Here is a 25434-nt window from a genome sequence, read left to right on the forward strand (position 1 = left end):
CTTCGCGCGGGAGGTTTTTTGCGCTTTAATCAACTCATGACAAACCACGAACTTGCGTACACCCGCGCGCCGCTGGAGGTCCCGGGACCGTCGCCGGAAGTTGAGGCGGAGCGTCGCCGCTCGTTGCGGATGCACAAGACGTGGGTGACGGGCCTGCTGGTCCTGGCCGCAGTGATCTTCCTGGCGTGCACGTGGTGGATTGAGCACGACGTGCATCACGCGCCCGCCTGGGTGGGGTACGTTCGCGCGGCCGCGGAGGCCGGCATGGTCGGCGGCCTGGCGGACTGGTTCGCTGTCACGGCGCTGTTCCGCTACCCGATGGGCATTCCGATTCCGCACACGGCGCTGGTTCCCAAGAAAAAGGACCAGATCGGCGGGGCCCTGAGCGAATTCGTCGGCGAGAACTTTCTCAACGCGCAGCTGATCACGGAGAAAGTCTCCGAAGCCAACATTCCGGAGAAGGTCGGTGCATGGCTTGCGCAGCCGGAGAATGCCGAGAAGGCATCGGAGCAGGTCGGCCGCTTCACGGCGAGCGCGGTCGCGGCAATCGATCCGGAAGACGCGGAAGCGCTGATCAACCACCAATTCATTGACCGGGTGGCGGAGCCTGCCTGGGGGCCGCCGCTGGGCCGCGCACTCGATGGGCTGATCACAGACGGCAAGGTCGAGCCGATTGTGGAGGAGATCATCTCCTGGGGCCGCAACAAGGTGAACACCATGGAGGAATCCGTGGTCACCATGATTGACGAGCGCATGCCGCGTTGGGCCCCGAAATTCGCCAAAGACCTTGTCGGTGAGCGCGTGTACCGCGAGCTGCAGGACTTCATGTGGGAGATCGACACCAACCCCCAGCACGAGGCGCGCCGCGCTGTCCGTCGCACGATTTCACAGTTCGCGCAGGATCTGCAGTCCGACCCGAAGATGATCACGCGGGTCGAGGACATCAAAGCCGACATCATGGGGTCCAACGCCGTGCAGTCAGCGGCGAGCGGAATCTGGGCCTCAGCGTCGCAATCGCTTATCGACGCTTCCACCGACCCTTCCTCCCTCCTGCGGCGGCGCATCACCGAACTGGCGCGGGAATGGGGCACTCGCATCACCACCGACCCGCAGCTGCGTGCAGACTTGGACGCACGGATCGAGGGTGCGTCCCGGTTCATTGCGGACAATTACGCCGGCGACATTACGGCGATCATCTCCGACACCATTGAGCGCTGGGACGGCCGTGAGGCTGCCGACAAGATCGAGCTGATGGTGGGCAAAGACCTGCAGTTCATCCGCGTCAACGGCACGATCGTCGGTGCCCTGGCTGGCCTGGTCATCTACACGGTGTCGCAGTTGCTGTTCTAGCCCCCGGTTGTTTTGCCGCCGGGCTGTCTAGACTGAGAGGCGCACACCTGCCGATCACGTTCTACGATTCTGGAGACCTCTGCCATGACCAACGCAACCCCGAACGGCCCTGCTAACGACGACACCTTCATGAACGCTCTGCGCGGCGTGGGCGATGCTTCGCTCAACGCGTGGTCCCGCTTGGGGGACCTTGCGGGCGAGTTCAGCCGCAACTTCCGCGCGGACCGCGATGCTGACGTGGACACTGGTGCCCACCACGGCGTGGATGAGGAGCTCACCCATGCCCACTCGGGTCTTACGGAGCAGCTCAAGGCGGCTATCGCCAACGCCCGCGAGGCTTACCAGGGCGCAGCCAACGACCGTGACTTCCGCGCCGCGACCACCTCGTTCGCCTCGGATGCAGAGTCCATTTTCCGCGACTTCGCCGGCAGCGTTACCCGCGCCGTGGACACTGCCCGCGAGTCCGATGAGGCGAATCAGACCAAGGCCGCTTTCGGCTCCGCTCTCGATGAGATCCGCGAGACCTTCAACACCGCTGTCGGGCAGGTCCGCAGCCGCGCTGAAGAGTCTGACGTGGATGTCGAAGGCACTGTGGCCGATCTGCGCAGCCGCCTGGAGGAAGTGATCGGCCGAGTGAGCAACACGTTCAACGGCGGCGACAACGCCTCCGATATTGTGGAGCACGACCCGACCGACGGTAACAACCCCGACGAAACTGACAACCGCTAGAAAGGTTCGGCCTGAACGCTATGACGCTTCTCAACCTCCAGAACATGCCGCTTGAGGGATGGATCATGCTGTCGCCAGCTTTGCTCCGCAGCGTCCTCATGCTGATTGTGGGTCTGGCGGGCATTGCGGGGGCAGTCATGGCGGGCCTGACCCGTTCGGACGCATTCCCGGCAGGCGACCGCATGCCGAAGGTCGCGTGGGTAGGCATCTTGCTGGTCAGCTCGCTTGCGTGCTTGAGCGGTAGGGCATTCATCGGCCTGATTGGCTGCGTGTTCATCGGTTTGTACTTCTTCGATGTCCGTCCGCACCTGAAGAACATCATCGGCGGGAATTACAGCTGGTGACCGACGATCTCACCTGGCTCGCCCCGCGCGTCGGCCGCAACCGCGTTCTCAGCGGTAGGGTCAGCGATGAAGAGTTCGCGTCGCTTATCGACGTCGCACGCGCCGGCCACATCGTCGAACCCACCGGCGTCACCGCCCAGGCTGCGGCACCGAACACGGGCACGGGCGACGGTATGGGCAGCGTCATCGCTCTCATCGGGTGGCCGACGGGCCGCCACCACAGCCTGATCAAAGCCGCCGAGGCGCGCCTTGCCGTAGATGAAGGAGCGACCGAGGTCTGGTTGGCCATCGACGACACATTGGTCGGCACCACGGATGGCTTAAACGCCGTGCTCGCAGACATCATTGCTGTGCGCCAAGTCGTGGATTCCCGCGCGCGGCTTGGGGTGACGTGCCCCGCCGCAGTGGGGGTGGATGCCATCACTCAGCTGGACGCCGTGGCCCAGCGTGGGGGAGTCGATCTCCTCGCGGTGGAGCTCAGGGAATCAAGCGAGCCGCCTGCGCTGAATGGGCTCGCGTGCGAAACAGCCTTTTACGGCACCATCCCCACGTTGGACGCTGCGCTGGACCTGCTGCTGGCAGGCGCCGCGCGCATATACGTGTAGCTGCGGTGCGCGCAGGCTACACGGCTAGTTCGTTGAGGTGCACGTTGTGGCCGTAGACAACGATCTTGAACCCGTTGTCGATGACGGAGAACTCGCGGAATTCCAGCGGCCCGGCTACCTGGTCGTTGATGCCGCTTTCGAGTGCGGCACTGACTGCCTCGGAGAAGAAGTCCGGTAGGTTCCGGCCGAGAATCTGGGTGGACACGGCCGTGAAGGAGAGTTGGTTATCGACGATCTCCGGGCGGAGCTCGACCCCGAACGCGCCGTTGGAGAACGTGATGTTGAAGGTTCCGTCGGCGGGGTTGGTGTCCACGTCGGAGACGGTGAGGATCTCGTTGTACTCGGCGAACCGGCCTTCGTTGGATTCCTCCAGCGCATTACCCAGCTCTTTTTGCAGCATGTCGCGGACGAGGGCTTTGGGTACTTCGGTGGACAGGGTGAGTTCGTCCGCACTCGGATCCTCGGAGTCGAGGACGAAGCCGGTGGCGTTGATGGTCGCCGGCGGGTTGCCCACAATGGCGTTGCTATCCGGTGTGAGCGTGGACGGCACATCGATATTGATCTGGTGGAGTTTGCCCTGCACCAGCCCGAAGACAACGGGCATGGCGCCGAAGTGGACCTCGGCGTCCTGTTGGGCGGCGACGCTTTCGGGCGCACTTTCCCGCAGACTGGTCTTTATCTGATCGGTGATGAACCAGCGCAGCGCTAGCTCAGCGATGAAGAACAGCACCAAGATGACGGCAATGATGCCGAAGGCGATTTTCCAGCCTTTCCCGGTGGAGCCTCTGGAGCCAGCCGGGCCCGCAGGATAATTGCGTGTCATGGAAAGCCATTCTGGTTGAGTTCTATGCCGTTTGCCAACATGCCACCGGAGGAATCCGCTGTGAAGTGGCTGTACACCCCAAGATTACTGGTTACTTGGCGCGACGATGTCCCACCCCACCGTGAGAGTGTTGTCGCGGATGCGGCGGCGGATGGGGTCGAGGGGCCAGCCGTCGGCAAGCAAAAGCGCGCGTGCCTCCCGCCAGCGGACGCGCGGGCCGTGCGGCGCCCACCCGGAGGAGCGCTCCCAGGCAGCGTCTGCGGCCGAGAGCAGCGCATGAATGGGTTCACCGGGGACATTGCGGTGGATGAGCACCTTCGGCAGGCGTTCGGCGACGTCGCTCGGCTTATCGACGTCCTCCGGGTCCCACGCCAACGTCAACGACTCCGGTCCAGTCGCGCTGAGCAGCACCCACGCTGCACGGCGACCCAACTCGTCGCACGTGCCCTCGATGAACAGCCCGCCCGGGGCAAGCCGCCCGCAGACGGATGCCCAGGCCGCCTCCACATCCGCGACGTCGTACTGGCGCAGCACGTTGAACGCCCGGACTAAGTGGGGTTGGTAACCGGCCAGTTCAAACCCGCCGAGTTCGAAGGTCACGCCGTCGCGGGGCGGAAGCACCCGATCCGGGTCGATCTCGAGCCCGATGACGCGGGCAGAAGGGTTGATCTGGCGCATCCAGCGGGCCCATTCGACGGTGGTGGTGTGGGAGGCGCCGTAGCCGACGTCGATAAGCACAGGCGCAGGCTCCGCGCGCAACAGTGACTGGACCTGCGGGTGGTAGCGCGTCCACCTGTCGGAGCGGCGCAAACGGTTATATCCAGTCGTGCCGCGGGTGATCACGCCAAAAGGCCGACCAGGCCCAGTCTGTGCGCGCAGATTATGGGCGTGGTCGGCCATTTCTAGGGGTGTCTCGTTCGCGAGCGTGCGAAACTACAGGTTCTCAGAAATCCACTTGTCGGTGAGCTCGCCTTCCTGGCTGAACAGGTCGCCGAGCGCCTCGCCGACCTTCGGCTCAATAGCCGGGCCCATGAAAGGGATGTTCACGGAGACTTCGTTGTCGTAGCTCAGGGTGGTGGTGTCACCAGAGCCGGCAAGCTTAATGGAGCCGCCGAAGTCAACCGGTGTGCCCTTCACGTCCGCGGTGTAGGAAACATCTGCGTTCTCACCCTCAAGCGCGCCGATGTTGACCACACGCTTGACCTTCAGGGCCTGAGAAACCATGGACTGCACGGCCTCCGGCAGGACGGTGGTGGGCAGAACCTCGTACAGGGTGACCGAGTTGTCGGTGAACTCGGCGACCTCACCCGGCTCGGGGGAGAGGTGCTGCGCAATGTAATCCCAGTACTCGCGCGTTGACAGTGCCTTGTGCACCTTCTCAGCCGGCTGGTTAATGGTCACAGTGTTTTCGCTATGAGTTGCCATGGGATACAGACTACCGTTGTTCACGTGTCTGAATCATTAGCGCCCCTGAGCTTCAAGGATCTCACCACGCTGCGCGTCGGCGGCGTGCCACGTGCGGTGCACCGCGCGGAAACAGCAGATGAGCTCGCACGCACAGTCTCGCTTCTCGACGCTTCCACCACCCCCCTCATCATCGTCGGCGGTGGCTCGAACCTCGTGGTGGCCGAGGGCGATCTGGACCTCGACGTAGTGCTCGTGGCGAACGACGACGTGACTGTCAATGCAGACGGTGTGCCGGGCCTGGTCCGCGCCGGGGCCGGGGCAGTGTGGGACGACGTGGTCGCGCAAACTGTCGCGGCCGGGCTGTCCGGCATCGAGACGTTGTCGGGAATCCCCGGGTCCGCCGGTGCGACCCCAGTGCAGAATGTCGGCGCGTACGGTGCCGAGGTCTCCGACGTGCTCACCCGTGTGCGCCTGTACAACCGCGAAACCGGTGAAGACGAGTGGGTCCCCGCCAGCTCGCTCGACCTGGCGTACCGCTACTCCAACCTGAAATTCACAGGCCGTGCCGTTGTCCTGGAGATCGAGATGCAGCTCGAGCCGTCCGAACTCGCCATCCCGCTGCGCCACCTGGGTGGTGAGCGCCTCCCGCTTGCCGACGCCCGCGCAGAGATCCTCCGCGTCCGCGCCTCCAAAGGCATGGTCCTCGACCCCGCAGACCACGACACCTGGTCCGCCGGGTCCTTCTTCACCAACCCGATTGTGACCCCGGCTGTTGCGGACCGGGTTGCCGCGCTGGTCAATGACGTCGCGCCGGGTGAAGGCGACACCATGCCCCGCTACCCGGTGCCCGCGTCTGGAGAACACCCTGATGGGGCCGTGAAGCTCTCCGCCGCCTGGATTATCGAGCGCGCCGGCTTCCCCCGTGGCTTCCCCGGCGACGCCGATCCCAACGCTCCCGCCCGGCTGTCCACCAAGCACACTCTCGCGCTGACCAACCGCGGCACCGCTACCGCCGACGACATTGTCGCCCTGGCCCGCACCATCCGCGCGGGTGTCCAGGACAAGTTCGGCGTGACACTCGAGCCGGAGCCGGTCTGGATCGGCGTGTCCATCGATTAGCGCGCTAGCTCGCTCGTGATCCGAGCTGCGCAAAAGTTGACATTTCGATTGTATTGGTAGAGCGATAGAAAACCCCTACCAGGCGCTTTGAAACCATAAGCTAAAGCGCATGTAAAGTTTTGCGCAACCGCGCGGATGCTCGCGCCAATACCCGTGCGGCCCCACGTGCGCATGCGAAAACCCGGTCACGTGCGGAACCTGAATGGTTCGACCTGGCCGGGTTTCTGTGAGCGATTAGTTCTCGGGCTCGTTGAGGCGGTGACGTCCGGCGTTGTCGTCGGCGTCGCCCTGGTCGGACTGATCAGTCTGCTCAGCCTGGCCAGCCTGAACCTCGTTGCCTTCGGGGGCCTGCTCGACAGACCAGTTGTTTTCCTTCTCGCCCTTCTGGATCTCTTCCTCGGTGGGCTGCTCTGGCTTGCCGTCGGAGTTCTCGCCGTCGGCGGCGGTGCCGGCGTTGAGGCGGTCGAGTAGTGACTGCTGGACCTCGCGGCGGCGGATCTTGCCGGTCATATCGCGGTTGAGTTCCTCGAAGTGGTAGAAGGTGCGCGGCACCTTGTACGGGGTGAGGCGCTCACGGGCGTAGTCCTGCAGGCCCTGCGGGTCGAGAGCGGCACCCTCGGCAAGGGTGACACAGGCGACGACGTCCTCGGAGCCGTCCTCGCGCGGGCGACCGACGACGGCGATGTCCTCGATGTCGCGGTGTTCACGCATGACGTTTTCGACCTCGTCCGGGTAGACGTTGAAACCACCGGTGATGATCATCTCCTTGATACGGGAGACCAGGCGGATCCAGCCGTCTTCCTCCATGACACCCATGTCGCCGGTGCGGAAGTAACCGTCGGCGAAGGCCTTCTCGGTGGCTTCGGGCTTGTTCAGGTAGCCCTTCATGACCTGCGGGCCCTTGACCACGAGCTCGCCCGCTTCGCCGTCGGGCATGACCTCGGTCGGGTTGTCCGGGTTGACAATGCGCACGATGGTGTTCGGGAACGGCACGCCGACGTAGCCTGGGCGGCGCGAGCCGTCCATCGGGTTGGCAGTGACAATCGGAGAGGTCTCGGTCAGGCCGTAACCTTCAACCAGGTTGCCGCCGGTGACCTTCTCCCACGTCTCCACGGTGGTGACCGGCAGGGTGGAAGCCCCGGAGAAGGAGTTGCGGATCGAGGTCAGCTTCTTGCCGCCCTCCAGTGCAGACTGGCCGATGCGCTGGTACAGGGTGGGAACGCCCGGCATCCAAGTCGGAGGGTTCTTCTTCAGCGCGTCCTGGATCAGGTCCGGCTCCGGAGCGGGCAGCAGGATGATTTCACCGCCGACCATGATGCCCAGGCCGAGGTTGAGGGCGAGACCGTAGACGTGGAAGAGCGGCAGGACAGCCAGGATCTTCTCGTCTTCCTTGCCCAGGTCCCGCACCCAGGCCTTGCCGGCCTTCATCTGGTGGTTGAAGTTGCCGTGGGTGATCTGCGCACCCTTGGGTTCGCCGGTGGTGCCGGAGGTGTAGAGGATGACCGCGGTGGTGTCCTGGTCGATGTCCGGGTTTTGCAGGTCGTGGCCTTCGCCGCCGATCGCGGACGACAGCAGGGTTTCGAACGGAATAGTGTCGGGGGCCGGGCCGGAGAGCTTCTTACGGGACTCGCGCAGCTTCTTCAGCGGCACGTATTTCAGGGCCAGCTCCATGTACTTCGGCATGGACTTGGTCATGTCGACGGAGACGATGGTCTCCAGTGGAGTGTCCTTGCGCAGGCCGCCCAGGTTGCCGGCAGCCTTGTCCCACATGATGGCCACGCGTGCGCCGTGGTCGTTGAACTGGACGCGCAGTTCGTGCTCGGTGTAGAGCGGGTTGTGGGCGACCACGGATGCGCCGAGCTTCAAAACAGCGATGAAGGAGATGACGAACTCGGGGCAGTTGGGCATGACCAAAGCAACGCGGTCGCCCGGACGGACACCGAAGGCCTTCAGGCCGGCGGCCGCGCTGCGGACCTGCTTGTCCAGCTCTGCGTAAGTCGTGGTCTTGCCGAAGAACCACAGTGCGTTCTTGTAGGACTTCTTTGCCAGCGTGGCATCGTAGATGTCCAGAATGGTGTCGTCGCCCAGCTCCACCTCGTGCGGGGTCCACTCCGCGTAGCTGGATAACCAGGCTTTTTCTTCGTATGCCGACATGGCTGTCTGCCCTCCAAACGTGATCAGCGATTGATTTACTTTGCCTAAGTGTAGTTGTGATTCGACAGTTTCGACGGAATATTTATGATCTTTGTCACCTTGCTGCCAGTTGTCTGAATGTCGCTGCCCGCCAGGTGCAGTCTTGCCGGCGGCAGGGTAACCGGGCGAAACATGCCCGTCGGCGGTACACTCGCGATGAATGGGGAAAGCTTTCGGGCGTTTCCGCACTTTCAGGGGATCATCGGGGGGAATTGAGATGACCGATCTGTACCAGAAGTACGCCAACACCGGGCTGGGGGAGTGGGTGCCGGATGGGCCCGTCCCGCAGCCGGAGGTGCGAGCTGAGGCGGGGCAGGGGTCCGTCGATAAGCATGCTGAAAGCCACAAGCGAGCGCCGCAGAGCCTCGACCAGGCAAACGTCGTGCGCGGCGTCAAAGCACCCCCGGCGAAAGGGTGGCGCAAGCTCGTCCATGGTGCCTCGGGTGGACGGATCAATCCCGGTGCCTCTCGCAAAGAATTGGCTGCCGCGACGTTAGAGGAAGCCATGCGCACGCCTTTACGCGGTGATTATCGGATCGCGGTGATGTCGCTCAAGGGCGGGGTGGGCAAGACGACAACGACGGTCGCGTTGGGGTCGGTATTGGCGGAATCGCGCGGTGACAGGGTGATCGCCATTGACGCGAACCCGGACTTCGGCACCTTGGCCCAACGTGTCGCCGCGCCGGGCCCAGCGACGATCCGCGATCTACTCGCGGCCTCAGACACGTCGCGGTACGCGCACGTCCGCGGGTTTACCACCCAAGGGGCTTCCCGCCTCGAAGTCATTGGCTCCGAACGCGACCCGGCCGTGTCGGAGGCGTTCAGCGAGTACGACTACCGCCGTGCCGTCGACATCCTGCAGCACCACTACAACCTCATCCTCACTGACTGCGGGACAGGGCTGATGCACTCTGCCATGGCGGGCGTGTTGGATTTGGCCAACACGTTGATCCTGGTCAGCTCCCCGGCTCTCGACGGCGCACAGTCCGCCTCGGCGACTTTGGACTGGCTCAACCTGCACGGTTATGACAGGCTCGCGGCCAACGCGGTCGTTGTGGTGTCGTCGGCCACGCCGAAGTCGCCGGTGAACATGGACAGTGTGGTTGCGCATTTCGGCGCGCGGACCCGAGCCGTGCACGTGATTCCTTATGACCCGCACCTTGCTGAAGGTGCCGTGGTCGACATTGCGCGCCTGCACCCGCGGACAATGCAGGCATACCGCGAGCTCGCAGCGACAGTTGCCAGCGACTTCGGGCAGTGGCATAAGCACGCGCGATAGACTGCGGGTCATGCGCGTGGCCATGATCTCTATGCACACCTCCCCGCTGGAGCAGCCGGGTTCCGGCGATGCTGGCGGGATGAACGTTTACATTCTGAACATCGCCCGCGAGCTCGCAGCAAGCGGCACCGAGGTGGACGTGTTCACCCGTGCGACGAGGACCAGCCAGGGCGAGGTGGTGCGCGTCAGCGAGAATTTGCGGGTGGTCAATGTCGTCGCCGGCCCTTACGAGGGTCTGGCCAAAGAAGAGCTGCCCACCCAGCTCGCCGCCTTCGCCGGTGGCGTGATGCAGTTTGTCCGGCAGGAAGGCCGTCCCTACGACCTGATCCATTCCCACTATTGGCTCTCCGGCCAGGTGGGGTGGCTGTTGCGTGACCTTGCCGGGGTGCCGCTGATCCACACTGGTCACACGTGGGCGGCGGTGAAGAACGCGGCGCGCGAAGCTGCGGCGGACTCGGATTCCCCAGAGACGGAGGCCCGCCGCATTTGCGAGCAGCAGCTCGTGGACAACGCCGATTGCATCGTGGTCAACACTGCCGACGAGACCCAACAGCTAGTCCGCTATTACGATGCCGAGCCTGAGCGGATCAGCGTGGTCACCCCCGGCGCTGACACGCGCCTGTTCACGCCGGGCACGAACCGCAACACGGAGCTTGCCCGCCGCCACCTGGGCATCCCGTTGGACAGCAAAGTGATCGCGTTCGTGGGCCGCATGCAGGAGTTCAAGGGGCCGCAGGTGCTTATCCGGGCGGCTGCGGAATTGTTCGACCGCGACCCGGACCGCAACTTGCGCATCATCATGTGCGGTGGCGCGTCGGGTGTGGATTCATCGGTCGACTTCTACCGTGCGATGGCCCATAAGCTGGGCATTGGTCGCAAGGTTCGCTTCTTGGGGCCGCGCCCGCCAGAAGAGCTCGTCCAGATCTACCAGGCCGCAGATATTGTCGCGGTGCCCAGCTACAACGAGTCATTCGGTCTTGTCGCCATCGAGGCGCAGGCCGCGGGCACGCCAGTCGTCGCGGCGCAGGTGGGCGGTCTGCCTCTGGCCGTCGCAGACGGGGAAACGGGAGTGCTTGTCGACGGTCACGCTCCCGAGGCGTGGGCGGATGCGCTCGAGCAGTTGCTTATCGACGACTCCACCCGCCTCACCATGGCCACCGCCGCCGTGAAACGCGCTGCCGTGTTCAGTTGGGCGGCGTCAGCCGAAGCACTCTCGCAGGTGTACGCCGAGGTGCTAGAGGGGTTCACCCCCATGGATCACAGGGACGCCACGGGGGAGTAGCCCTTTACTCGTAACCGAGTTCCTCCAGTGCCCACTGGAAGCCGACATTGGACAGGGCATTGCCGTAGGCCGTGGCGGCCGTTCCCACCTCGGTGGCGAACTCATTGGCAGCGGAGGCAACCTCCGGAACCGTTGCCTGTCCAGTGGCGACAGCCACGGCCGAGCCAGCGGCGAGCGTCTGCGCCTCTGCGCCGATGACAGCGGCATCCTGCTGAGCGGACTCAACCACCATGCCGAAGACCTCTTGGTTGGTGGGCGGAACCAGATCCTCCGGGGCCACATCCGGGTTGTTCTCCAGGATGTAGGAGTCGACAGCGTTGTCTTCTTCGTCCATGGAGACGAACTCTGCACGCGGCTGGTTCGGAGCAGCGGGGGTGAAGTAGTCGTTGACCTGGCCGTCCGGAACGTCGTAGGCGAGCTCGATGGCGCGGTCAGCGCGCTGCGCAGTGCCCAGCGGACCCACGCCGAGGGAGGACACGCCAATGATCTGACCGGTGGAGGGGTCAAAGTTCACCCCGCCCGAGTCGCCGTGCTTGTAATCCAGCGAGACGTGCCAGACGTTGTCCGCCGTGTAGAGCAGCTGGTAACCGCACTTGCGGGCGCCGATCATTCCGTCCTTGCAGATCGGCTGGCCGAAGTTGTCGAAGGAGACCTCGCCCGGGCGCAGCGTGCGGTAGTCGCGCACACCGGTCAGCGTCACGGGGGTGGAGCCGTTGCGGTTCGCCTTGTCCTTGGAGGAGGCGGAACCGTCGACGGCAGTGTCGTCGTCAAGCACCACGATGCCCCAGTCAACCGTGGTCATCGCCGTTTCCGGGATTGCGAGGGGATTCGCCGGCGCCCCGCCTTGGAAATGAACCATGCCGGTTGCGCCGATGCGCTCGTAGCCGTCGCGCGTGGGTGCGTAGACATCGCTGCCCAGCAGCAGGCCGGTCTCGGTGTCACCGACGACGCAGTGGCCAGCGGTCACCATGATGCGCTGGGTCGTGCCATCAGGCAGGAGCACGTCACCAATGGGGCCCTGGCTGCAGGAGAGCGAGAATGCCTCCGGCGGCATGTTCATGCCCGTGGCTTCTTCGACGCTGACATCGGGGCCAAACGGGAATTCGGGGTCATACGGCAGCACGCGCATGGGCGCGCCGGGAGCAGCTGCAGCGCCCGTGTCAGCATGGGCCTGCGGTGCTGCCTCAGTGGCGGTGGCGAGGGTGAGAGTGCTGAACGCGAAAGCCAGCACGACGGCGGGAGAGAAAATACGACGAGTAATCACATGAAGAACATAAGCCACATCTTTCTGAATTTCTACTTAACTTCCTGTGAGAAAAATGACCAGCGAAAATAGCCAGAAAATGGCATGCTGGGGGCTATGAGCAACGGAAAGCTAATCCTTGTACGCCACGGACAGAGCACCTGGAACGAGTCCAACCAATTCACGGGCTGGGTCGATGTTGACCTGACCGAAAAGGGCGAGGCTGAAGCAGTCAACGCCGGCACGCTGATGAAAGAAAAGGGCATTCTGCCGGACATCGTGTTCACCTCCCTGCTGCGTCGCGCGATTCGCACCGCGAACATTTCCCTGAATGCAGCCGACCGTCACTGGATCCCGGTGACCCGCAACTGGCGCCTCAACGAGCGCCACTACGGCAAGCTCCAGGGCCTGAACAAGGCAGAAATCCGTGAGGAGTTCGGCGAGGAACAGTTCATGGAGTGGCGCCGCTCTTACGACACTCCGCCTCCGGAGATCGACACGGACAACGAGTACGCGCAGACCGACGACCCGCGCTACGCGTTCCTGCCGGAGGTTCCCCGCACCGAGTGCCTCAAGGATGTCGTCGAGCGCTTCCTGCCGTACTACATCGACTCCATCCTGCCGCAGGTTCTGGACGGTAAGAACGTCATGGTCGCAGCACACGGTAACTCCCTGCGTGCGCTGGTGAAGTACCTGGACAACATTTCCGACGAGGACATTGCCGGACTGAACATTCCCACCGGTATGCCGCTGGTGTACGAGTTCGATGACAACGGCCAAGTAACCAACCCGGGCGGTACCTACCTGGACCCGGAGGCCGCTGAGGCTGGCGCGGCCGCCGTGGCCAACCAGGGCAACAAGTAGCCTGCATGACGCAGTAGGCGATAATTAACACGTGAATTACGTTCTCGCCTTCCTTGCGGGAGGCATTGTCGTCGCCCTCGCGATCGGCGGAACCAAGAGGCTCCGCCACTGGCGGGGGCGTAGCCGTACCAGTGACAACCCCGCAGACAACCAAGTCCGCACAGTCAGCCAGATCCTGCACTTGGTCATCCAGGGGTCGCCGACCGGTGTCACTGTCGTGGGCAGAAAAGGCGACGTCATCCTGTCCAACGGCCGCGCCCACGAGATGTCGATTGTGCATGACAGGACGCTGAACCCGGAGGTGTGGGGCGTTGGCAAGCAAGTGTTTGAGGATGCAGAGACCCGCGTCTTGGACTTGAACCTCAAGCACCGCTCCACTGGCTCTCGCGTGAACAACGTGCGCGCGGTGGTTCAGCCGCTGACCTTGTCGGAGAACAGCTACATCATCGTGTACTCGGTGGACGAGTCTGAAAATGTGCGCATGGAATCCGCCCGCCGCGACTTCGTGGCGAACGTCTCGCATGAGCTGAAAACCCCCGTCGGCGGCATGTCGTTGCTGGCCGAGGCTCTGCTGGAGGACCCGAACGACCCGGAGATGGTCACCTACTTCGGTGAGAAACTGGTCGGGGAAGCTCAACGCATGGGCGCAATGATCACCGACTTGATCAATCTGTCCAAGCTGCAGGGTGCTGAAGCGCTCCCGGAAATGGCCGCCGTGACCGTCGACGAGATCATCGACGAAGCGATGGAACGCAACCTTCTCACTGCCGAAAACCAAGAGATCGAGCTCAACCGCGGCGAACGCACCGACACAATGATCATGGCAGACAAGTCTCTGTTGGTCACGGCTCTGTCGAACCTGATCACAAACGCGATCAATTACTCGCCGAAAGGTCAGCCAGTCAGCGTTAGCCAAAAAGTCGTCCGCGACTCGGTGGTGCTCATCCGCGTCACTGACCGCGGCATTGGTATCGCGCCGGAAGACCAGAAGCGTGTGTTCGAGCGTTTCTTCCGCGTGGACAAGGCGCGGTCGAGGCAGACGGGCGGGACGGGGCTCGGTTTGGCCATCGTCAAGCACGTCGTGGCAAACCATGGCGGTAATATCAAGCTGTGGTCGCGTTTGGGAACGGGATCAACGTTCACGATCGAGTTGCCGGTGCACAAACCGGACCCGTCGAGTGCAACGGTCGTTCCCACAGAGATCGCCGAGTTGGACAATAAGGAGCAGCAATGACACCGACCATCCTGATCGTCGAGGATGAGGAATCGCTGGCAGACCCGCTTGCCTACCTTCTGCGCAAGGAAGGCTTTGAGGCGGTTGTCGCGCCGGACGGCCAGGCCGCGCTGACGCAGTTCGAGGCCAATAATGTCGACTTGGTTCTGCTCGACCTGATGCTGCCGGGCATGTCGGGGACCGACGTGTGCAAGAAGCTGCGTGCCACCTCCGATGTGCCGATCATCATGGTCACCGCGCGCGATACGGAAATCGACAAAGTCGTCGGCCTCGAGCTCGGTGCGGATGACTATGTGACCAAGCCGTACTCCACCCGCGAACTGATCGCCCGCATCCGGGCCGTGCTGCGACGCCGTTCCGATGTTGCGGACCCGCCGGGGGAGGAAGAGTCCAGCGAGAACATCCTCGAGGGCGGCCGCGTGCGTCTCGACGTCGAGCGTCACACCGTCTACGTCGACGACCAGCCTGTTCCGATGCCATTGAAGGAATTCGACTTGCTCGAGTACCTTATGCGCAACGCTGGCCGTGTGCTCACCCGCGGTCAGCTCATCGACCGTATCTGGGGTTCGGACTACGTCGGCGACACCAAGACCCTCGATGTGCACGTCAAGCGCCTGCGCACGAAGATCGAACAAGAGCCCTCCCGTCCGGAGCAGCTCATCACTGTCCGCGGGTTGGGCTACAAGTTCGAAGCGTGATGTCGCCGGCGTCGCGGCGTCACGATTGTGCGGCGCGGGTCGCCGGGTGCACGGCCTTCGCTTCTGCGGGTAGTGCGGCGCGGGCTTCGCAATGCTTTGCGACGATCCCGTATGCCTCCGCACCGATCAACTGCGTCAACTCGTCTTTCATCGACTTCCACACAGGAACCGCAGTGCTCGAGCCAGAGTGGCAGGCAGGGTCGTTGGTGCACCACCAGTCGAAGTCTTCGCCCCCGTCGCCCCACTGACGGCGGTCGTACTCGCCGATGGTGGTGCGCAGGATTTCTTGGCCGTCGCCGCGCTCCTCCCACGAGTCTTCGCGGGAAAATGGCACCTGCCAGCACACTTCCGGTTTTGAACCGATGATGTTGCGGCCTTCATCCATTGCCCACTGGTGCAGTGCGCACCCGGGGCCGGTGGGGTGGCCGTGGCGGTTGGCGAAGATGCACGCTCCGTCGACAAGCTTTGTTTTGATGGAGGGTTCCTCATCGTCCTCGTCCCACTCGAGCCACGGCTCCAACTCGGTCGGGTCGGCTGCCTCTATATAGCTGTCGACGTCGTCGGGGCGCAGCTGCCAGAACCGTGCGGGCATGTCGGCGACAGCGTTGTAAAGGTCGTCGCGGTCGTGCTCGTCCGACAGGTAGGCACCGTGGATGCAGCACCCAACGACTGGGAGTTCTTGTGAAATACCGCGGCACTGCGGTGTGCCGAAGCGGCACGACCATGTCGATTCCAGCCACGTGAGGTCGAGGGAGAAGTAGTGCAATGGATCGTCGGGGTGGACGAATTCGAACCATTCGTGCGGGAAATCAGGTGGCAATTCATGGCCTGCACGGATTGATTTTCCAGCGGGGGAGTCAGATGGAAAGCCCAAAAACACAGGTTGGTTCACAGTGAATCACGGTAGACGGTCTAGTGTTGAGCCTGTGCGACTAGGTGTATTGGACGTGGGCAGTAACACTGTCCACCTCGTGGCAGTAGATGCAAAAAGCGGCGGCCGCCCGACGCCGATGAGCGACTGGAAGCAGTCGCTGCGGCTCGTGGAAATGCTCGATTCTGAGGGCAACATCGACGACAAGGGCGTGAAAAAGCTCACCGAAGCGGTGCAAGAGGCCGCTGATCTGGCGGATAACCTCAAGTGCGAAGAATTCCTCGCCTTCGCCACCTCTGCGGTGCGGTCTGCCACCAACTCCCAAGAAGTGCTGGCTCACCTGGAAAAGAAGACCGGCGTGAAGCTCAAGGTGCTTTCCGGTCAGGACGAAGCACGGCTGACATTTCTGGCAGTGCGCCGCTGGTACGGCTGGTCCGCTGGGCGCATTACCAACTTGGACATCGGGGGCGGCTCGCTGGAGATGAGCACGGGTAATGACGAAGTCCCGGATATCGCCGTTTCCCTTGACTTGGGTGCTGGCCGCCTGACCCATGAATGGTTTGACTCTGACCCGCCGGAAAAGAAGACGGTGAACGCTCTTCGTGATTTCATTGACGCGGAACTGTCTTCCGCCGCTGAAGAGTTCCTCGTCCGCGGTGAAGCAGGTCTGGCCGTGGGTACCTCGAAGACGTTCCGGACCTTGGCGCGTTTGACCGGTTCCGCTCCGTCGTCCGCTGGCCCCTACGTCCAGCGCACGCTGACGGCTCCGGGTTTGCGCCAGCTCATCGCCTTCATTACCCGCATGACGGCGTCCGATCGGGCGGAACTTGAAGGCGTGTCCTCCGACCGCTCCCACCAAATTGTGGCCGGCGCGCTGGTGGCGGAAGCAGCCATGAGGGCACTGAAACTTGATAAGTTAGATATCTGCCCGTGGGCATTGCGCGAAGGCGTGATCCTGCGTCAGATAGACATGGGACAGTCTGAAGGAGACGAGTAGATGGCCGAAAAGCAACTCACTGTTGCCGAGCTGATGGCCCGGGCGCAGCAGGAGAATCCCGACACCGACGCTGAGGGCCAGCCCCGCCGCCGTCGTCGCCGCAGCATTGAAGAAGGCGGTGTGACCGTCGCCGAACTGACTGGCTCCTTCAAGAAGGTCAATGCCCGCCCGGCCCAGGTCAAGCACTCTTCTGTGCCGCTTGACGACGATGCTGCCGAAAGCTCCGAGTCAGCCGAAACGGTCAAGCCCGACGAGGCAGTTAAGTCTGACGCGGGTGTGAAGTCCGCCGAGTCGGAGGCGCCTGCGGACGAGCAGAAGGTCGAGCAGAAGTCCGAGGAAAAGACTGCGCAGAAGTCCGCGTCCAAGGATGCGGCCGAGGCGTCTGCCACCGAGGGGCGTTCTGACGAGTCCCCGGTCGCACTGACCAAGTTCCGTCCTGTTCAGTCCACGCCGTCCCAAGCTGAGTCGTCCCAGTCTGAGGCGGATCAGACAGCTCAGCCAGCACAGGCAGCGCAGCCAGCACAGGCAGCGCAGCCAGCCAAGCCCGAGCCGACGCAGCTCACGTCGGAGCAGCCTGACAACGCAGATGGCGTGACCCTGCGCAAGGTTTCCCGCGCGGATGCTGTCCAGGAGCGCGACACTGCTGAGGCCGCGGAGACGGAGCCGGCTACGCAGGTTCAGCCTGCCGTGCGTCCGGAACCTGCTGAGAAGCCCGCGCCGATGACATCTGTCCAGCACGAGACCCCGGTGAAGCGCGATTCGAGCGAAACCAACGTCATCCCTGTTGTCGAGGATGAGCAGAGCACCGAGCCGAAGACGGCTGCTTTTGCCGCTCCCGTTCGCGAAGGGGCCCGCGAGGACGTGCGGGACCGCAAGGTCGAGCCGCGTCAGGAGCGGGCAGAGGATCGCCTTGATGAAGCCCGCGCCGATGGCGCTGTGGAGCCGACCTACGAGGATGTGGCCAAGTACGACGCTGAGGTAGAGGACACTAGTGTCAACCCGATCATGCTGGTGCTGCTCGTCTTCGCTGGCTTGATCCTGGGTGTGCTGGTCTTCCTTGGTTTCCAGTACCTTTGGGCCACCATGAATGCGATTGTGGTCGCAGTGTTGGCTGTGGCCGCAACGGGCCTCATTGTGCTGCTCGTTCGCGCGATGAAGACCGGCCGCGACGGCCTGACTCTCACGCTCGCCGGTGTTGCCGGCGCGGTGATGACGTTCGGCCCGGCGCTGATCTCAGCCGTCTAGTCTCAACACTGACCCCGCCCGCCCCGCACGCTCAGCGTGCGGGGTTTGCGCTTACAGGAGAAGAATCCCCGTGGTTGTTCTCGTTGAGAATTTCGGCGGGTGTGGCACGCTAGTGAGCCATGAGCAACATTGCAGTCATCGGCGCAGGCAATATCGGTGAGGCCCTGATCTCAGGGCTGGTCAACTCTGGCGTCGACCCGGAAACGATCACAGCGACAAACCGCACTCCGCAGCGCAGTGAGGAGCTGAACCGCCGGTACGGCGTGAACACGACAGACGACAACGAGGCGGCTACGACGAACGCTGACGTGTGCTTTTTGTGCGTGAAGCCGTACGCGGTCACGGATTTGATCGAGGAGCTGTCGGAGACGATCGCGAGCAACGAGACTGCAACTGTCGTCGTCTCCATGGCAGCCGGCGTCACGCTCGGTGCGATGACGGAGGCGGCGCAGAGCGCGGGCACACCCATCGTCCGCGTCATGCCGAACACCCCGATGCAGGTGGGCAAAGGCATCAGCGTTGTTGCATTTGGCAAGTATGTCGATGAGGACCAGCAAGAGCTCGTCACGGAGCTGCTGGGTGCGTGCGGCAAGGTCGCCGTCGTGCCTGAGTCTCTTATCGACGCTGCCGCAGCCCTGTCCGGTTCCGGCCCCGCCTACTACTTCCTCCTCACGGAGACGTTGGTGGATGCCGGTGTGCAGATGGGGTTGCCGCGTGAGACTGCCATGCTGCTGGCCACGGGTACGGCAGAAGGTGCCGGGGCCATGTTGGCGCGCTCGGGTAAGCCGCCCGCAGATCTACGTGCAGACGTGTGTTCTCCGGCAGGAACGACTGTCCAAGCCGTCCGGGAACTCGAGGAATCCGGGATGCGTGGGGCCTTCTATCGGGCCGTAGAGGCTGCGACCAATCGGGCGGCTGAGCTGGGAGAATAACCAGATTGACGATAGTGACCCCGGGGTCCGCTGTGAAAAAAGTGAAAGTTTTCTTGCTTTTGAGTCGCATGTGACACTGTTTTCACGCTAGGCTGGTCCCGGCACGTGCGTGTCCAACTGTGGGAGGGGAAGCCTACAGCGCGCACCGGCTCTCTAGTGCTGGAGGTTTAACTAGAACATGGCAACTGAAGATAAAGGCAAGTTCCTGACCGTCGCTGAGGTCGCTGAGATCATGCGCGTTTCCAAGATGACGGTCTACCGTCTGGTCCACTCCGGCGAGCTGCCGGCAGTGCGCGTGGGCCGTTCGTTCCGCGTGAACGAGAACGCCGTCAGCGAGTACCTGGATTCCTCGGTCTACGACGTCGACTCCGACGTGAGCTAGTCCCCCTCTTTTTGGATTCGCCCGGTCACGGCGCTAAACTTTGTACCCATTCATGTTGCGTGAGCGCCGCCTCGAGAGTGCACCTCGCGGCGTTGCCCCGGACCTGCCCTGGAACCGGAACGCGGCACGGAACTGTACGTACAAAGAGAAGCGAGGAAACCTATGGGTTCTGTGATCAAGAAGCGCCGTAAGCGCATGTCCAAGAAGAAGCACCGCAAGATGCTGCGCCGTACACGCGTTCAGCGTCGCAAACTGGGCAAGTAAAACTGCCCCGCTTCACGCCCGTCCCCGCCGTTTGGCCGGAGCGGGCGTTTTTCGGCTTTGGTTGACCCCGGCGAGCGTTCGGCCTAGCGCTTCCGGCGGCGGCGCCACGCCAGCGCGCCACCAATGCCGGCTACGGCGCCGAGCGGGACAAGCACGCTGAGGAACACCCGGCGCACCGGGCGGTAGTCCCGGATGAGCCAGCCGTGTTTCGCGGCGTGCTTTCTCAATTGGCTGTCGGGGTTGATGGCCACGGGGGTGCCCACCATGGACAGCATGGGAATGTCATTGGCGGAGTCGGAGTAGGCGGTGCACTCCTCCAAGTTGAGCCCCTGTGCCTTTGCCAGAGCAGCCACGGCGTGCGCCTTACCCGGGCCGTGGAGGATATCTCCGACGAGACGGCCGGTGAACTGTCCGCCCTCTTCCTCCGCAACGGTGCCCAGGGCGCCGGTGAAACCGAGGCGCTCAGCCAGAATTTGCCCGACCTGCACTGGTGTTGCGGACACGAGCCACACTTGCTCGCCGGCGTTGATGTGCATCGAGGCGAGTTCGCGGGTGCCGGTGTAGGTGCGGGCGATCAAGTGAGCGTCGACAAGCTCTGCGCACAGGTCGCGCAGTTCGCTCACGCTCCACCCCGTGATGAAGCTCAGCGCTTTCTCACGGCCCTGCGCGATCGCGTCTGGCAGCTCCGCGCCGAACAAACGGTACCGGCCTTGAGCCACGAGATACGGGAAGATCTCGCTCAGCGTCAAAAATCCGCGCTTGAACAGCTGGTATCCCAGTGCGATGAGCGAATTTCCCTGGATCAGGGTGTTGTCTACATCGAAGAATGCAGCGGCGGTCGCGTGCTGCGGGATGTCCGGGTCGGGCTCGGTGACGCGCTCAGCGCTCTGGCCTACGGTCGAGGATGCGGCGGAGGCGGCGGCTTCGCCTGCGGTGCGCTGGTGGGCGTCGTCGATAGGCGGAAGCGCAGTCTCCTCAAGGTAGCGCCGCAGATTGCCGCTCAAGCCTTCTCTCCCTTCGTGTGTAGTGTGATCCATCGTATGTTAGGAGGTTCCCAATGGGTGCAGTAGCTGAGGTTGAACTAATGGTCCGCTCCACATGCGGCTCGTGCGAGCGCGTGGCGGCGCAGATCGCGCCCGTGGTGGCGGAAGCGGGAGCGCGTCTTTCGCTTGTCGACGTCGACGCCCACCCCGGCCTAGCCATCGAATTCGGTGACCGAGTTCCCGTCGTGGTCATCGACGGTGAAGAGTTCGCCTGCTGGGAAGTCGATAACGCGGAACTGGCTGCGGAACTCGCCCGTGGCGGGCAGGTAGACTCGCGCTAGATTCGCACGCGACGATCAGGGGATTGTCTGGGAACTGGGCAGCGGGGGTATCCTTTGGGATGATCGCGAACTGGCTTGGAGGGAAAACGTGAGTGTTCTCGTGGTGGGCATGTCCCACCGCTCGGCGCCCGTCGCGCTGCTGGAGCGGCTCAGCATGGACAACGCCGTGCAGGAGCAGACTGCACGCGCTCTTCTTGAGCAACCCAGCATCAGCGAAGCCATGACCATCTCCACCTGCAACAGGATGGAGGTCTACGCCGTCACCAACGCGTTCCACACCGGTGTCAACGACGTGCTGGGTGTGCTCAGTGAGTTCTCGGGCGTGGAGTTGGCGCAGCTGCGGGGATACCTCTATGTCCGCTATGCCGACGCCGCGGCGAAGCACCTCATGCGCGTCGCCGCCGGTTTGGACTCCATGGTGGTGGGGGAGCAGCAGATCATCGGCCAGGTCCGCTCCGCCTACCAGGACGCCGCAGACCGTGGCACGATCGGCCCGGCGCTGCACGCGCTAGTCCAGTCTGCTTTGCACGCCGGTAAACGCGTCCACACCGAGACAGATATCGATGACGCTGGTTCCTCCATGGTCACCGCTGCCCTCGACGAAGCAATGCGGCTGAAGGGACTGACCCCCGACGCGTCTCTGGAAGGGCACTCGGCACTGGTTCTTGGAGCCGGCGCAATGAGCTCTTTGGCCGCCACGGACCTGGGTAAACGCGGGGTGAGCAAGCTGATCATTGCGAACCGCACCCGCTCGCGCGCCGAACGGCTTGCCGAGCACGCCCGCGCAGCCGGTGTGACCGCCGAGGTGGTGGATTTTTCTGCCCGCGCCGGAGCACTGTCACGGGTGGACATTGCGGTCTCCGCGACCGCGAGCGACGGCTTCACCATCACCCCGGAGGACATTCCCGGGCCCGCGCTGCTGGTCGATCTGTCCCTGCCGCGCGACATCGACGACGCGGTCGCCGAGCTGCCCGGTGTCAGCCTCATCAACATCGAGGCCTTGCACGAGGCTCTCAAGCACTCCGCCGATTCTCCGATGTGCCCGGAGCTCGATGCCCGCGGGCAGGCCGAGGACATCGTCGCCACGGAGCTGGCCGCCTATGCAACCGAGCAGCGTGTGCGCGATGTCGCCCCTATGGTCACCGAACTGCGCGTCACCGCCGCTGAGACCGCCCAGACTGAGCTGGACAAATTGCGCTCCCGCCTGCCCGGATTGGATGACGGGGAGTTCGGGGAAGTGGAACGGGCGGTGCGCAGGATCGTCGATAAGCTCTTGCATAATCCGACCGTGAAGATCAAAGAGCTAGCGGGCACGCAGTCGAAGGTGAGTTACGAAATCGCCATCGAGGAGCTGTTCGGCCTCACCGGCGGCAAAGATACGCGCACCGGGCTCGCAGGCGACGACGGCACTCATTATGAGAAGAGCTCGCTTGCCGGGTTTTGTGAAAGGGAAAGCCAGTGACAGAGACGTTGAGAGTAGCCACGCGCGGGTCCAAGCTCGCTACGACCCAGGCCGGACACATTCGCGATGCGTTGATCAGCGCAGGACACAGCGCTGAGTTGACCATCGTCACCACCGCGGGCGACATGTCGCAAGCCCCTGTGGAGCGCATCGGGGTCGGCGTGTTCACCACCGCTATCCGCCAGGCGCTTTTCGACGGTGAAGCTGACGTCGCCGTCCACTCCTTCAAAGACCTTCCCACCGCTCACGAACCGCGCACGCACCTGATCATTCCTGTGCGGGAGGACCGCCGTGAAGCACTGATTGCCCGCGACGGCCTGAAACTGGCCGACTTGCCCAGCGGCGCCCGCGTGGGCACCTCCGCACCCCGGCGCATCGCTCAGCTGCGTGCGAAACGCCCTGATCTGGACATTCACCCGTTGAGGGGGAACATCGAGTCGCGCATGGGGCGCGTGACCAGCGGTGAGCTCGACGCTGTGGTGCTCGCCTACGCAGGCATGTCCCGCGTCGGCCTCGGCGAGCGCGCCACCGAAGTCTTCGCACCGGAGGACTTCATGCCCGCACCTGCCCAAGGTGCGCTTGCCGTGGAGTGCCGGGCGGAGGATGCGCAGGCGGTCGCAGCGATCGACACGCTTGTCGACGACTTTGCCACCCGCTGCGCCCTGACCGAACGCTTCGTTCTTGCGACCTTGGAAGCTGGCTGCACCGCGCCCGTCGCGGCGTCTGCGGTCCTCGACGGAGATGAGATCACGGTGCGCGGCGGCGTGTTCGCTCTCGACGGCTCCGCCCAACTCGTGCGCGAAGCTACGGGCACAGATCCGCGCGAGGTGGGCCAAGCGTGCGCCCAGCAACTTTTCGACGCAGGAGCAGCCCAATTCCTCTAAGCACGGTTTTTCAAAACAGCCGTCTTACTTTAAGGTGTAACTACCATACGCCGTCTGCGCCGCTGTGCATCTGGTCCCCGTTAATGGGAGCTCCGGGCACGTCCCTTGGTGCGTAAGGCGGTTTTCTAGTGATTGACGCTTTCAAACGATCCGTTTAGAAGAGATTTCTTTGATGAATGCTGCCTCCTCCACAGCGCCCGAGAACGTTGGCAAGGTCATTTTCGTCGGCGCCGGGCCAGGCAACCCCGACCTGTTGACGATCCGCGCTCGCGAGGTGCTGGAGCGTAACTCGATCGCCGTTGTCGATCCGGACGTCTCTGGCGGTGTGCGCGGTGTCGTCGGATCCGCTCTCCCCGTGCCGGCTGACAAGCTGAAAGCGGCTGCGGAAGAGTACGAGGCCATGTGTGCCAAAGCCAAGGAGGCTGGAGCCCGCCGCAAGCCCGCGAAACCGGCAGACCCGACTGCGGCAGAGCTGAGCGAACAGGCACCCGCCGGAGATGAGATCGTCGAGCCGTTGCGTGAAGCCCTCGCCGAAGCGCAGGCGGCGATCGACCGCGGTGAAGCAGGCGATGGCGACGTCATCCGTCTGGTTGCGGGCAACCCGCTGACCCGCAACGCCATCATGGAGGAGATCTCCGCTGTCGCCGCCGCCGGCCTGGAGTTCCAGGTGGTGCCCGGCATGTCGTTGCCGTCGACGGTGCCCTCGTTCGCCGGCATCGCGCTCGGTTCCACCTACACCGAAGCTGACCTGGCCAACGAGCCGATCGACTGGGACGGCCTCGCCGCCGCCCCGCAGCCGCTCGTCCTCCAGGGCGAGGCCCGCCACTTGCCGGTCATTGCCACCGAGCTGCAGGCCCGCGGGTTCTCCGCGTCGACGCCGCTGACTGTGACCATCAACGGTACGACCCGTCTGCAGCGGACGTTTGATGCGACGCTGGGGACCGTCGGCAAGCTTGATGCGGACCTGGATGGCACGCTCGTGGTCACCATCGGCACTGCTGTCGACGACCGTTCGAAGTACTCCTGGTGGGAGAACCGTCCGCTCTACGGCTGGCGTGTACTCGTGCCGCGCGCGAAGGAACAGGCCGGTGTGATGAACGCCCGGCTGAACTCCTATGGCGCAATTCCGCAGTCCGTGCCCACCATTTCCATGGAGGCGCCGCGCAACCCGGCGCAGATGGACCGCGCGATTAAAGGCATCGTTGAGGGACGCTACCAGTGGATCGTTTTCACCTCGGTCAACGGTGTTGACGCTGTGTGGGACAAGTTCGAGGAGCTCGGCCTGGATGCCCGCTCCTTTGCCGGGGTCCACCTGGCCGCAGTGGGGGAGAAGACCGCTGACGCGATTCGCTCCCGCGGCATGATCCCGGAGCTCATCCCGCACCGCACGAAGCAGAACGCGCACGGCCTCGTGGACATCTTCCCCGAGTATGTCGAGGAGATCGACCCGGTCGGCCGCGTGCTGCTGCCGCGGGCGGACATCGGCAGCGACGTGCTTGTTGACGGCCTTGTCGAGCGCGGCTGGGAAGTCGACGACGTCGTCGCCTACCGCACTGTCCGCGCCGCCCCGCCGGCACCGGAAGTGCGCGACATGATCAAGACCGGCGGGTTCGACGCTGTTTGCTTCACCTCCGCCTCGACTGTGAAGAACCTCGTCGGCATTGCGGGCAAGCCGCACCCGCGCACCATCATCGCGTGCATCGGTCCCATGGCGGCTGCGGAAGCGAAGGAGCAAGGCTTGCGGGTCGATGTCGTGCCCGAGGTCGCCGACGTACCGTCGCTTGTCGACGCATTGGCCGAGCATGTCGCCGGTCTCCGCGCTGCCGGCCAGCTGCCGCCGCCGCGGAAAAAGCGTCGCGCCCGACGCTCGTAGCTACGGCCGTGGACGCCATTCGTAGAATGG

General features: G+C 63.7%; 26 protein-coding genes. 19 read left to right on the forward strand and 7 right to left on the reverse strand.

Annotated elements, in window-relative coordinates; genetic code table 11:
• The first annotated feature begins 36 nt into the window (after positions 1 to 36).
• The 4 genes from KBX19_RS05015 (at position 37) to KBX19_RS05030 (ending at position 3028) form a co-directional block, all read left to right on the forward strand.
• Positions 37 to 1350: a DUF445 domain-containing protein gene (locus KBX19_RS05015; RefSeq protein ID WP_255997750.1), complete on the forward strand. Its 1314-nt coding sequence runs from the start codon at positions 37 to 39 to the stop codon at positions 1348 to 1350.
• Between the two features lie 84 nt (positions 1351 to 1434).
• Positions 1435 to 2079: a CGLAU_01105 family protein gene (locus tag KBX19_RS05020; RefSeq protein WP_005287033.1), complete on the forward strand. Its 645-nt coding sequence runs from the start codon at positions 1435 to 1437 to the stop codon at positions 2077 to 2079.
• Between the two features lie 20 nt (positions 2080 to 2099).
• The gene (locus tag KBX19_RS05025) at positions 2100 to 2423 is read left to right on the forward strand and encodes a DUF2516 family protein (RefSeq protein ID WP_005287032.1); all 324 of its coding nucleotides are present in this window, start codon (positions 2100 to 2102) and stop codon (positions 2421 to 2423) included.
• Positions 2420 to 3028, forward strand: coding sequence for a hypothetical protein (locus KBX19_RS05030; protein WP_255997752.1), 609 nt, complete (start codon positions 2420 to 2422; stop codon positions 3026 to 3028). Before KBX19_RS05025 ends, KBX19_RS05030 begins: the two co-directional genes overlap by 4 nt.
• A gap of 16 nt (positions 3029 to 3044) precedes the next feature.
• On the opposite strand, the gene KBX19_RS05035 is transcribed toward KBX19_RS05030, so the two are convergent.
• The 3 genes from KBX19_RS05035 to KBX19_RS05045 form a co-directional block, all read right to left on the reverse strand.
• Complete coding sequence (locus tag KBX19_RS05035; protein ID WP_255997753.1) at positions 3045 to 3851, reverse strand: LmeA family phospholipid-binding protein; 807 nt, start codon at positions 3849 to 3851, stop codon at positions 3045 to 3047.
• An 84-nt stretch (positions 3852 to 3935) separates the two neighbouring features.
• On the reverse strand, positions 3936 to 4751 hold the full coding sequence (locus KBX19_RS05040; protein ID WP_255997754.1) for a class I SAM-dependent methyltransferase: 816 nt from the start codon (positions 4749 to 4751) through the stop codon (positions 3936 to 3938).
• 33 nt (positions 4752 to 4784) lie between these two features.
• Positions 4785 to 5276, reverse strand: a complete 492-nt coding sequence (locus KBX19_RS05045) for a DUF2505 domain-containing protein (protein ID WP_255994357.1) — start codon at positions 5274 to 5276, stop codon at positions 4785 to 4787.
• Between KBX19_RS05045 and KBX19_RS05050 the strand changes: the two genes are divergently transcribed.
• A complete protein-coding gene (locus tag KBX19_RS05050; RefSeq protein ID WP_255997755.1) occupies positions 5265 to 6377 on the forward strand; it encodes a UDP-N-acetylmuramate dehydrogenase in 1113 nt (370 codons plus the stop codon). The genes KBX19_RS05045 and KBX19_RS05050 overlap by 12 nt on opposite strands.
• Positions 6378 to 6611: 234 nt before the next feature.
• Here the strand turns inward: KBX19_RS05050 and KBX19_RS05055 are convergent, their stop codons facing one another.
• Complete coding sequence (locus tag KBX19_RS05055) at positions 6612 to 8531, reverse strand: long-chain-fatty-acid--CoA ligase (protein ID WP_255997756.1); 1920 nt, start codon at positions 8529 to 8531, stop codon at positions 6612 to 6614.
• A 256-nt stretch (positions 8532 to 8787) separates the two neighbouring features.
• Between KBX19_RS05055 and KBX19_RS05060 the strand changes: the two genes are divergently transcribed.
• Together KBX19_RS05060 and mshA are read left to right on the forward strand one after the other, a co-directional pair.
• Entirely contained in the window at positions 8788 to 9849 is a 1062-nt protein-coding gene (locus KBX19_RS05060) for a MinD/ParA family protein (protein ID WP_005287012.1), read from the forward strand.
• A 10-nt stretch (positions 9850 to 9859) separates the two neighbouring features.
• The gene (mshA, locus tag KBX19_RS05065) at positions 9860 to 11131 is read left to right on the forward strand and encodes a D-inositol-3-phosphate glycosyltransferase (protein WP_255997760.1); all 1272 of its coding nucleotides are present in this window, start codon (positions 9860 to 9862) and stop codon (positions 11129 to 11131) included.
• A gap of 4 nt (positions 11132 to 11135) precedes the next feature.
• Here the strand turns inward: mshA and KBX19_RS05070 are convergent, their stop codons facing one another.
• Positions 11136 to 12395 carry a hypothetical protein gene (locus KBX19_RS05070; RefSeq protein WP_255997761.1) on the reverse strand — a complete coding sequence of 420 codons (1260 nt, stop codon included), beginning with the start codon at positions 12393 to 12395 and terminating at the stop codon, positions 11136 to 11138.
• A 96-nt stretch (positions 12396 to 12491) separates the two neighbouring features.
• Between KBX19_RS05070 and KBX19_RS05075 the strand changes: the two genes are divergently transcribed.
• Genes KBX19_RS05075 through KBX19_RS05085 form a run of 3 tightly spaced genes read left to right on the forward strand, consistent with a single transcriptional unit; the run spans position 12492 to position 15170 of the window.
• Positions 12492 to 13238 carry a phosphoglyceromutase gene (locus KBX19_RS05075; protein WP_255997762.1) on the forward strand — a complete coding sequence of 249 codons (747 nt, stop codon included), beginning with the start codon at positions 12492 to 12494 and terminating at the stop codon, positions 13236 to 13238.
• A gap of 31 nt (positions 13239 to 13269) precedes the next feature.
• Entirely contained in the window at positions 13270 to 14472 is a 1203-nt protein-coding gene (locus tag KBX19_RS05080) for an ATP-binding protein (protein WP_255997764.1), read from the forward strand.
• Positions 14469 to 15170 (forward strand): response regulator, encoded by a 702-nt coding sequence (locus KBX19_RS05085; RefSeq protein WP_005286999.1) that lies wholly within the window; start codon positions 14469 to 14471, stop codon positions 15168 to 15170. Before KBX19_RS05080 ends, KBX19_RS05085 begins: the two co-directional genes overlap by 4 nt.
• 19 nt (positions 15171 to 15189) lie before the next feature.
• Here the strand turns inward: KBX19_RS05085 and KBX19_RS05090 are convergent, their stop codons facing one another.
• The gene (locus KBX19_RS05090) at positions 15190 to 16062 is read right to left on the reverse strand and encodes a hypothetical protein (RefSeq protein ID WP_040423430.1); all 873 of its coding nucleotides are present in this window, start codon (positions 16060 to 16062) and stop codon (positions 15190 to 15192) included.
• A 34-nt stretch (positions 16063 to 16096) separates the two neighbouring features.
• Here KBX19_RS05090 and KBX19_RS05095 point away from each other — a divergent pair, with 34 nt between their 5' ends.
• The 5 genes from KBX19_RS05095 (at position 16097) to KBX19_RS05115 (ending at position 19861) form a co-directional block, all read left to right on the forward strand.
• Positions 16097 to 17038, forward strand: coding sequence for a Ppx/GppA phosphatase family protein (locus KBX19_RS05095; RefSeq protein ID WP_083770225.1), 942 nt, complete (start codon positions 16097 to 16099; stop codon positions 17036 to 17038).
• Positions 17039 to 18283, forward strand: coding sequence for a hypothetical protein (locus tag KBX19_RS05100; protein WP_255997765.1), 1245 nt, complete (start codon positions 17039 to 17041; stop codon positions 18281 to 18283).
• Positions 18284 to 18402: 119 nt separating this feature from the next.
• Complete coding sequence (proC, locus tag KBX19_RS05105; protein ID WP_255997767.1) at positions 18403 to 19215, forward strand: pyrroline-5-carboxylate reductase; 813 nt, start codon at positions 18403 to 18405, stop codon at positions 19213 to 19215.
• Between the two features lie 178 nt (positions 19216 to 19393).
• Entirely contained in the window at positions 19394 to 19597 is a 204-nt protein-coding gene (locus KBX19_RS05110; protein ID WP_255997768.1) for a helix-turn-helix domain-containing protein, read from the forward strand.
• 162 nt (positions 19598 to 19759) lie between these two features.
• A complete protein-coding gene (locus KBX19_RS05115; RefSeq protein ID WP_003855542.1) occupies positions 19760 to 19861 on the forward strand; it encodes a 30S ribosomal protein bS22 in 102 nt (33 codons plus the stop codon).
• Between the two features lie 83 nt (positions 19862 to 19944).
• On the opposite strand, the gene KBX19_RS05120 is transcribed toward KBX19_RS05115, so the two are convergent.
• A complete protein-coding gene (locus KBX19_RS05120) occupies positions 19945 to 20865 on the reverse strand; it encodes an HAD family hydrolase (RefSeq protein ID WP_370686999.1) in 921 nt (306 codons plus the stop codon).
• 53 nt (positions 20866 to 20918) lie between these two features.
• Between KBX19_RS05120 and KBX19_RS05125 the strand changes: the two genes are divergently transcribed.
• From KBX19_RS05125 to KBX19_RS05140, 4 genes are all read left to right on the forward strand, one after another.
• On the forward strand, positions 20919 to 21185 hold the full coding sequence (locus KBX19_RS05125) for a glutaredoxin family protein (RefSeq protein ID WP_005286979.1): 267 nt from the start codon (positions 20919 to 20921) through the stop codon (positions 21183 to 21185).
• 88 nt (positions 21186 to 21273) lie between these two features.
• The gene (locus KBX19_RS05130; RefSeq protein ID WP_005286977.1) at positions 21274 to 22647 is read left to right on the forward strand and encodes a glutamyl-tRNA reductase; all 1374 of its coding nucleotides are present in this window, start codon (positions 21274 to 21276) and stop codon (positions 22645 to 22647) included.
• Entirely contained in the window at positions 22644 to 23531 is an 888-nt protein-coding gene (hemC, locus tag KBX19_RS05135) for a hydroxymethylbilane synthase (protein ID WP_255997771.1), read from the forward strand. The genes KBX19_RS05130 and hemC overlap by 4 nt, the downstream gene beginning before the upstream one ends.
• Positions 23532 to 23703: 172 nt before the next feature.
• Complete coding sequence (locus KBX19_RS05140) at positions 23704 to 25404, forward strand: uroporphyrinogen-III synthase (RefSeq protein ID WP_005286973.1); 1701 nt, start codon at positions 23704 to 23706, stop codon at positions 25402 to 25404.
• Positions 25405 to 25434: the final 30 nt, after the last annotated feature.

Source organism: Corynebacterium sp. CCUG 71335 (assembly GCF_024454075.1).
Lineage (GTDB): Bacteria > Actinomycetota > Actinomycetes > Mycobacteriales > Mycobacteriaceae > Corynebacterium > Corynebacterium genitalium.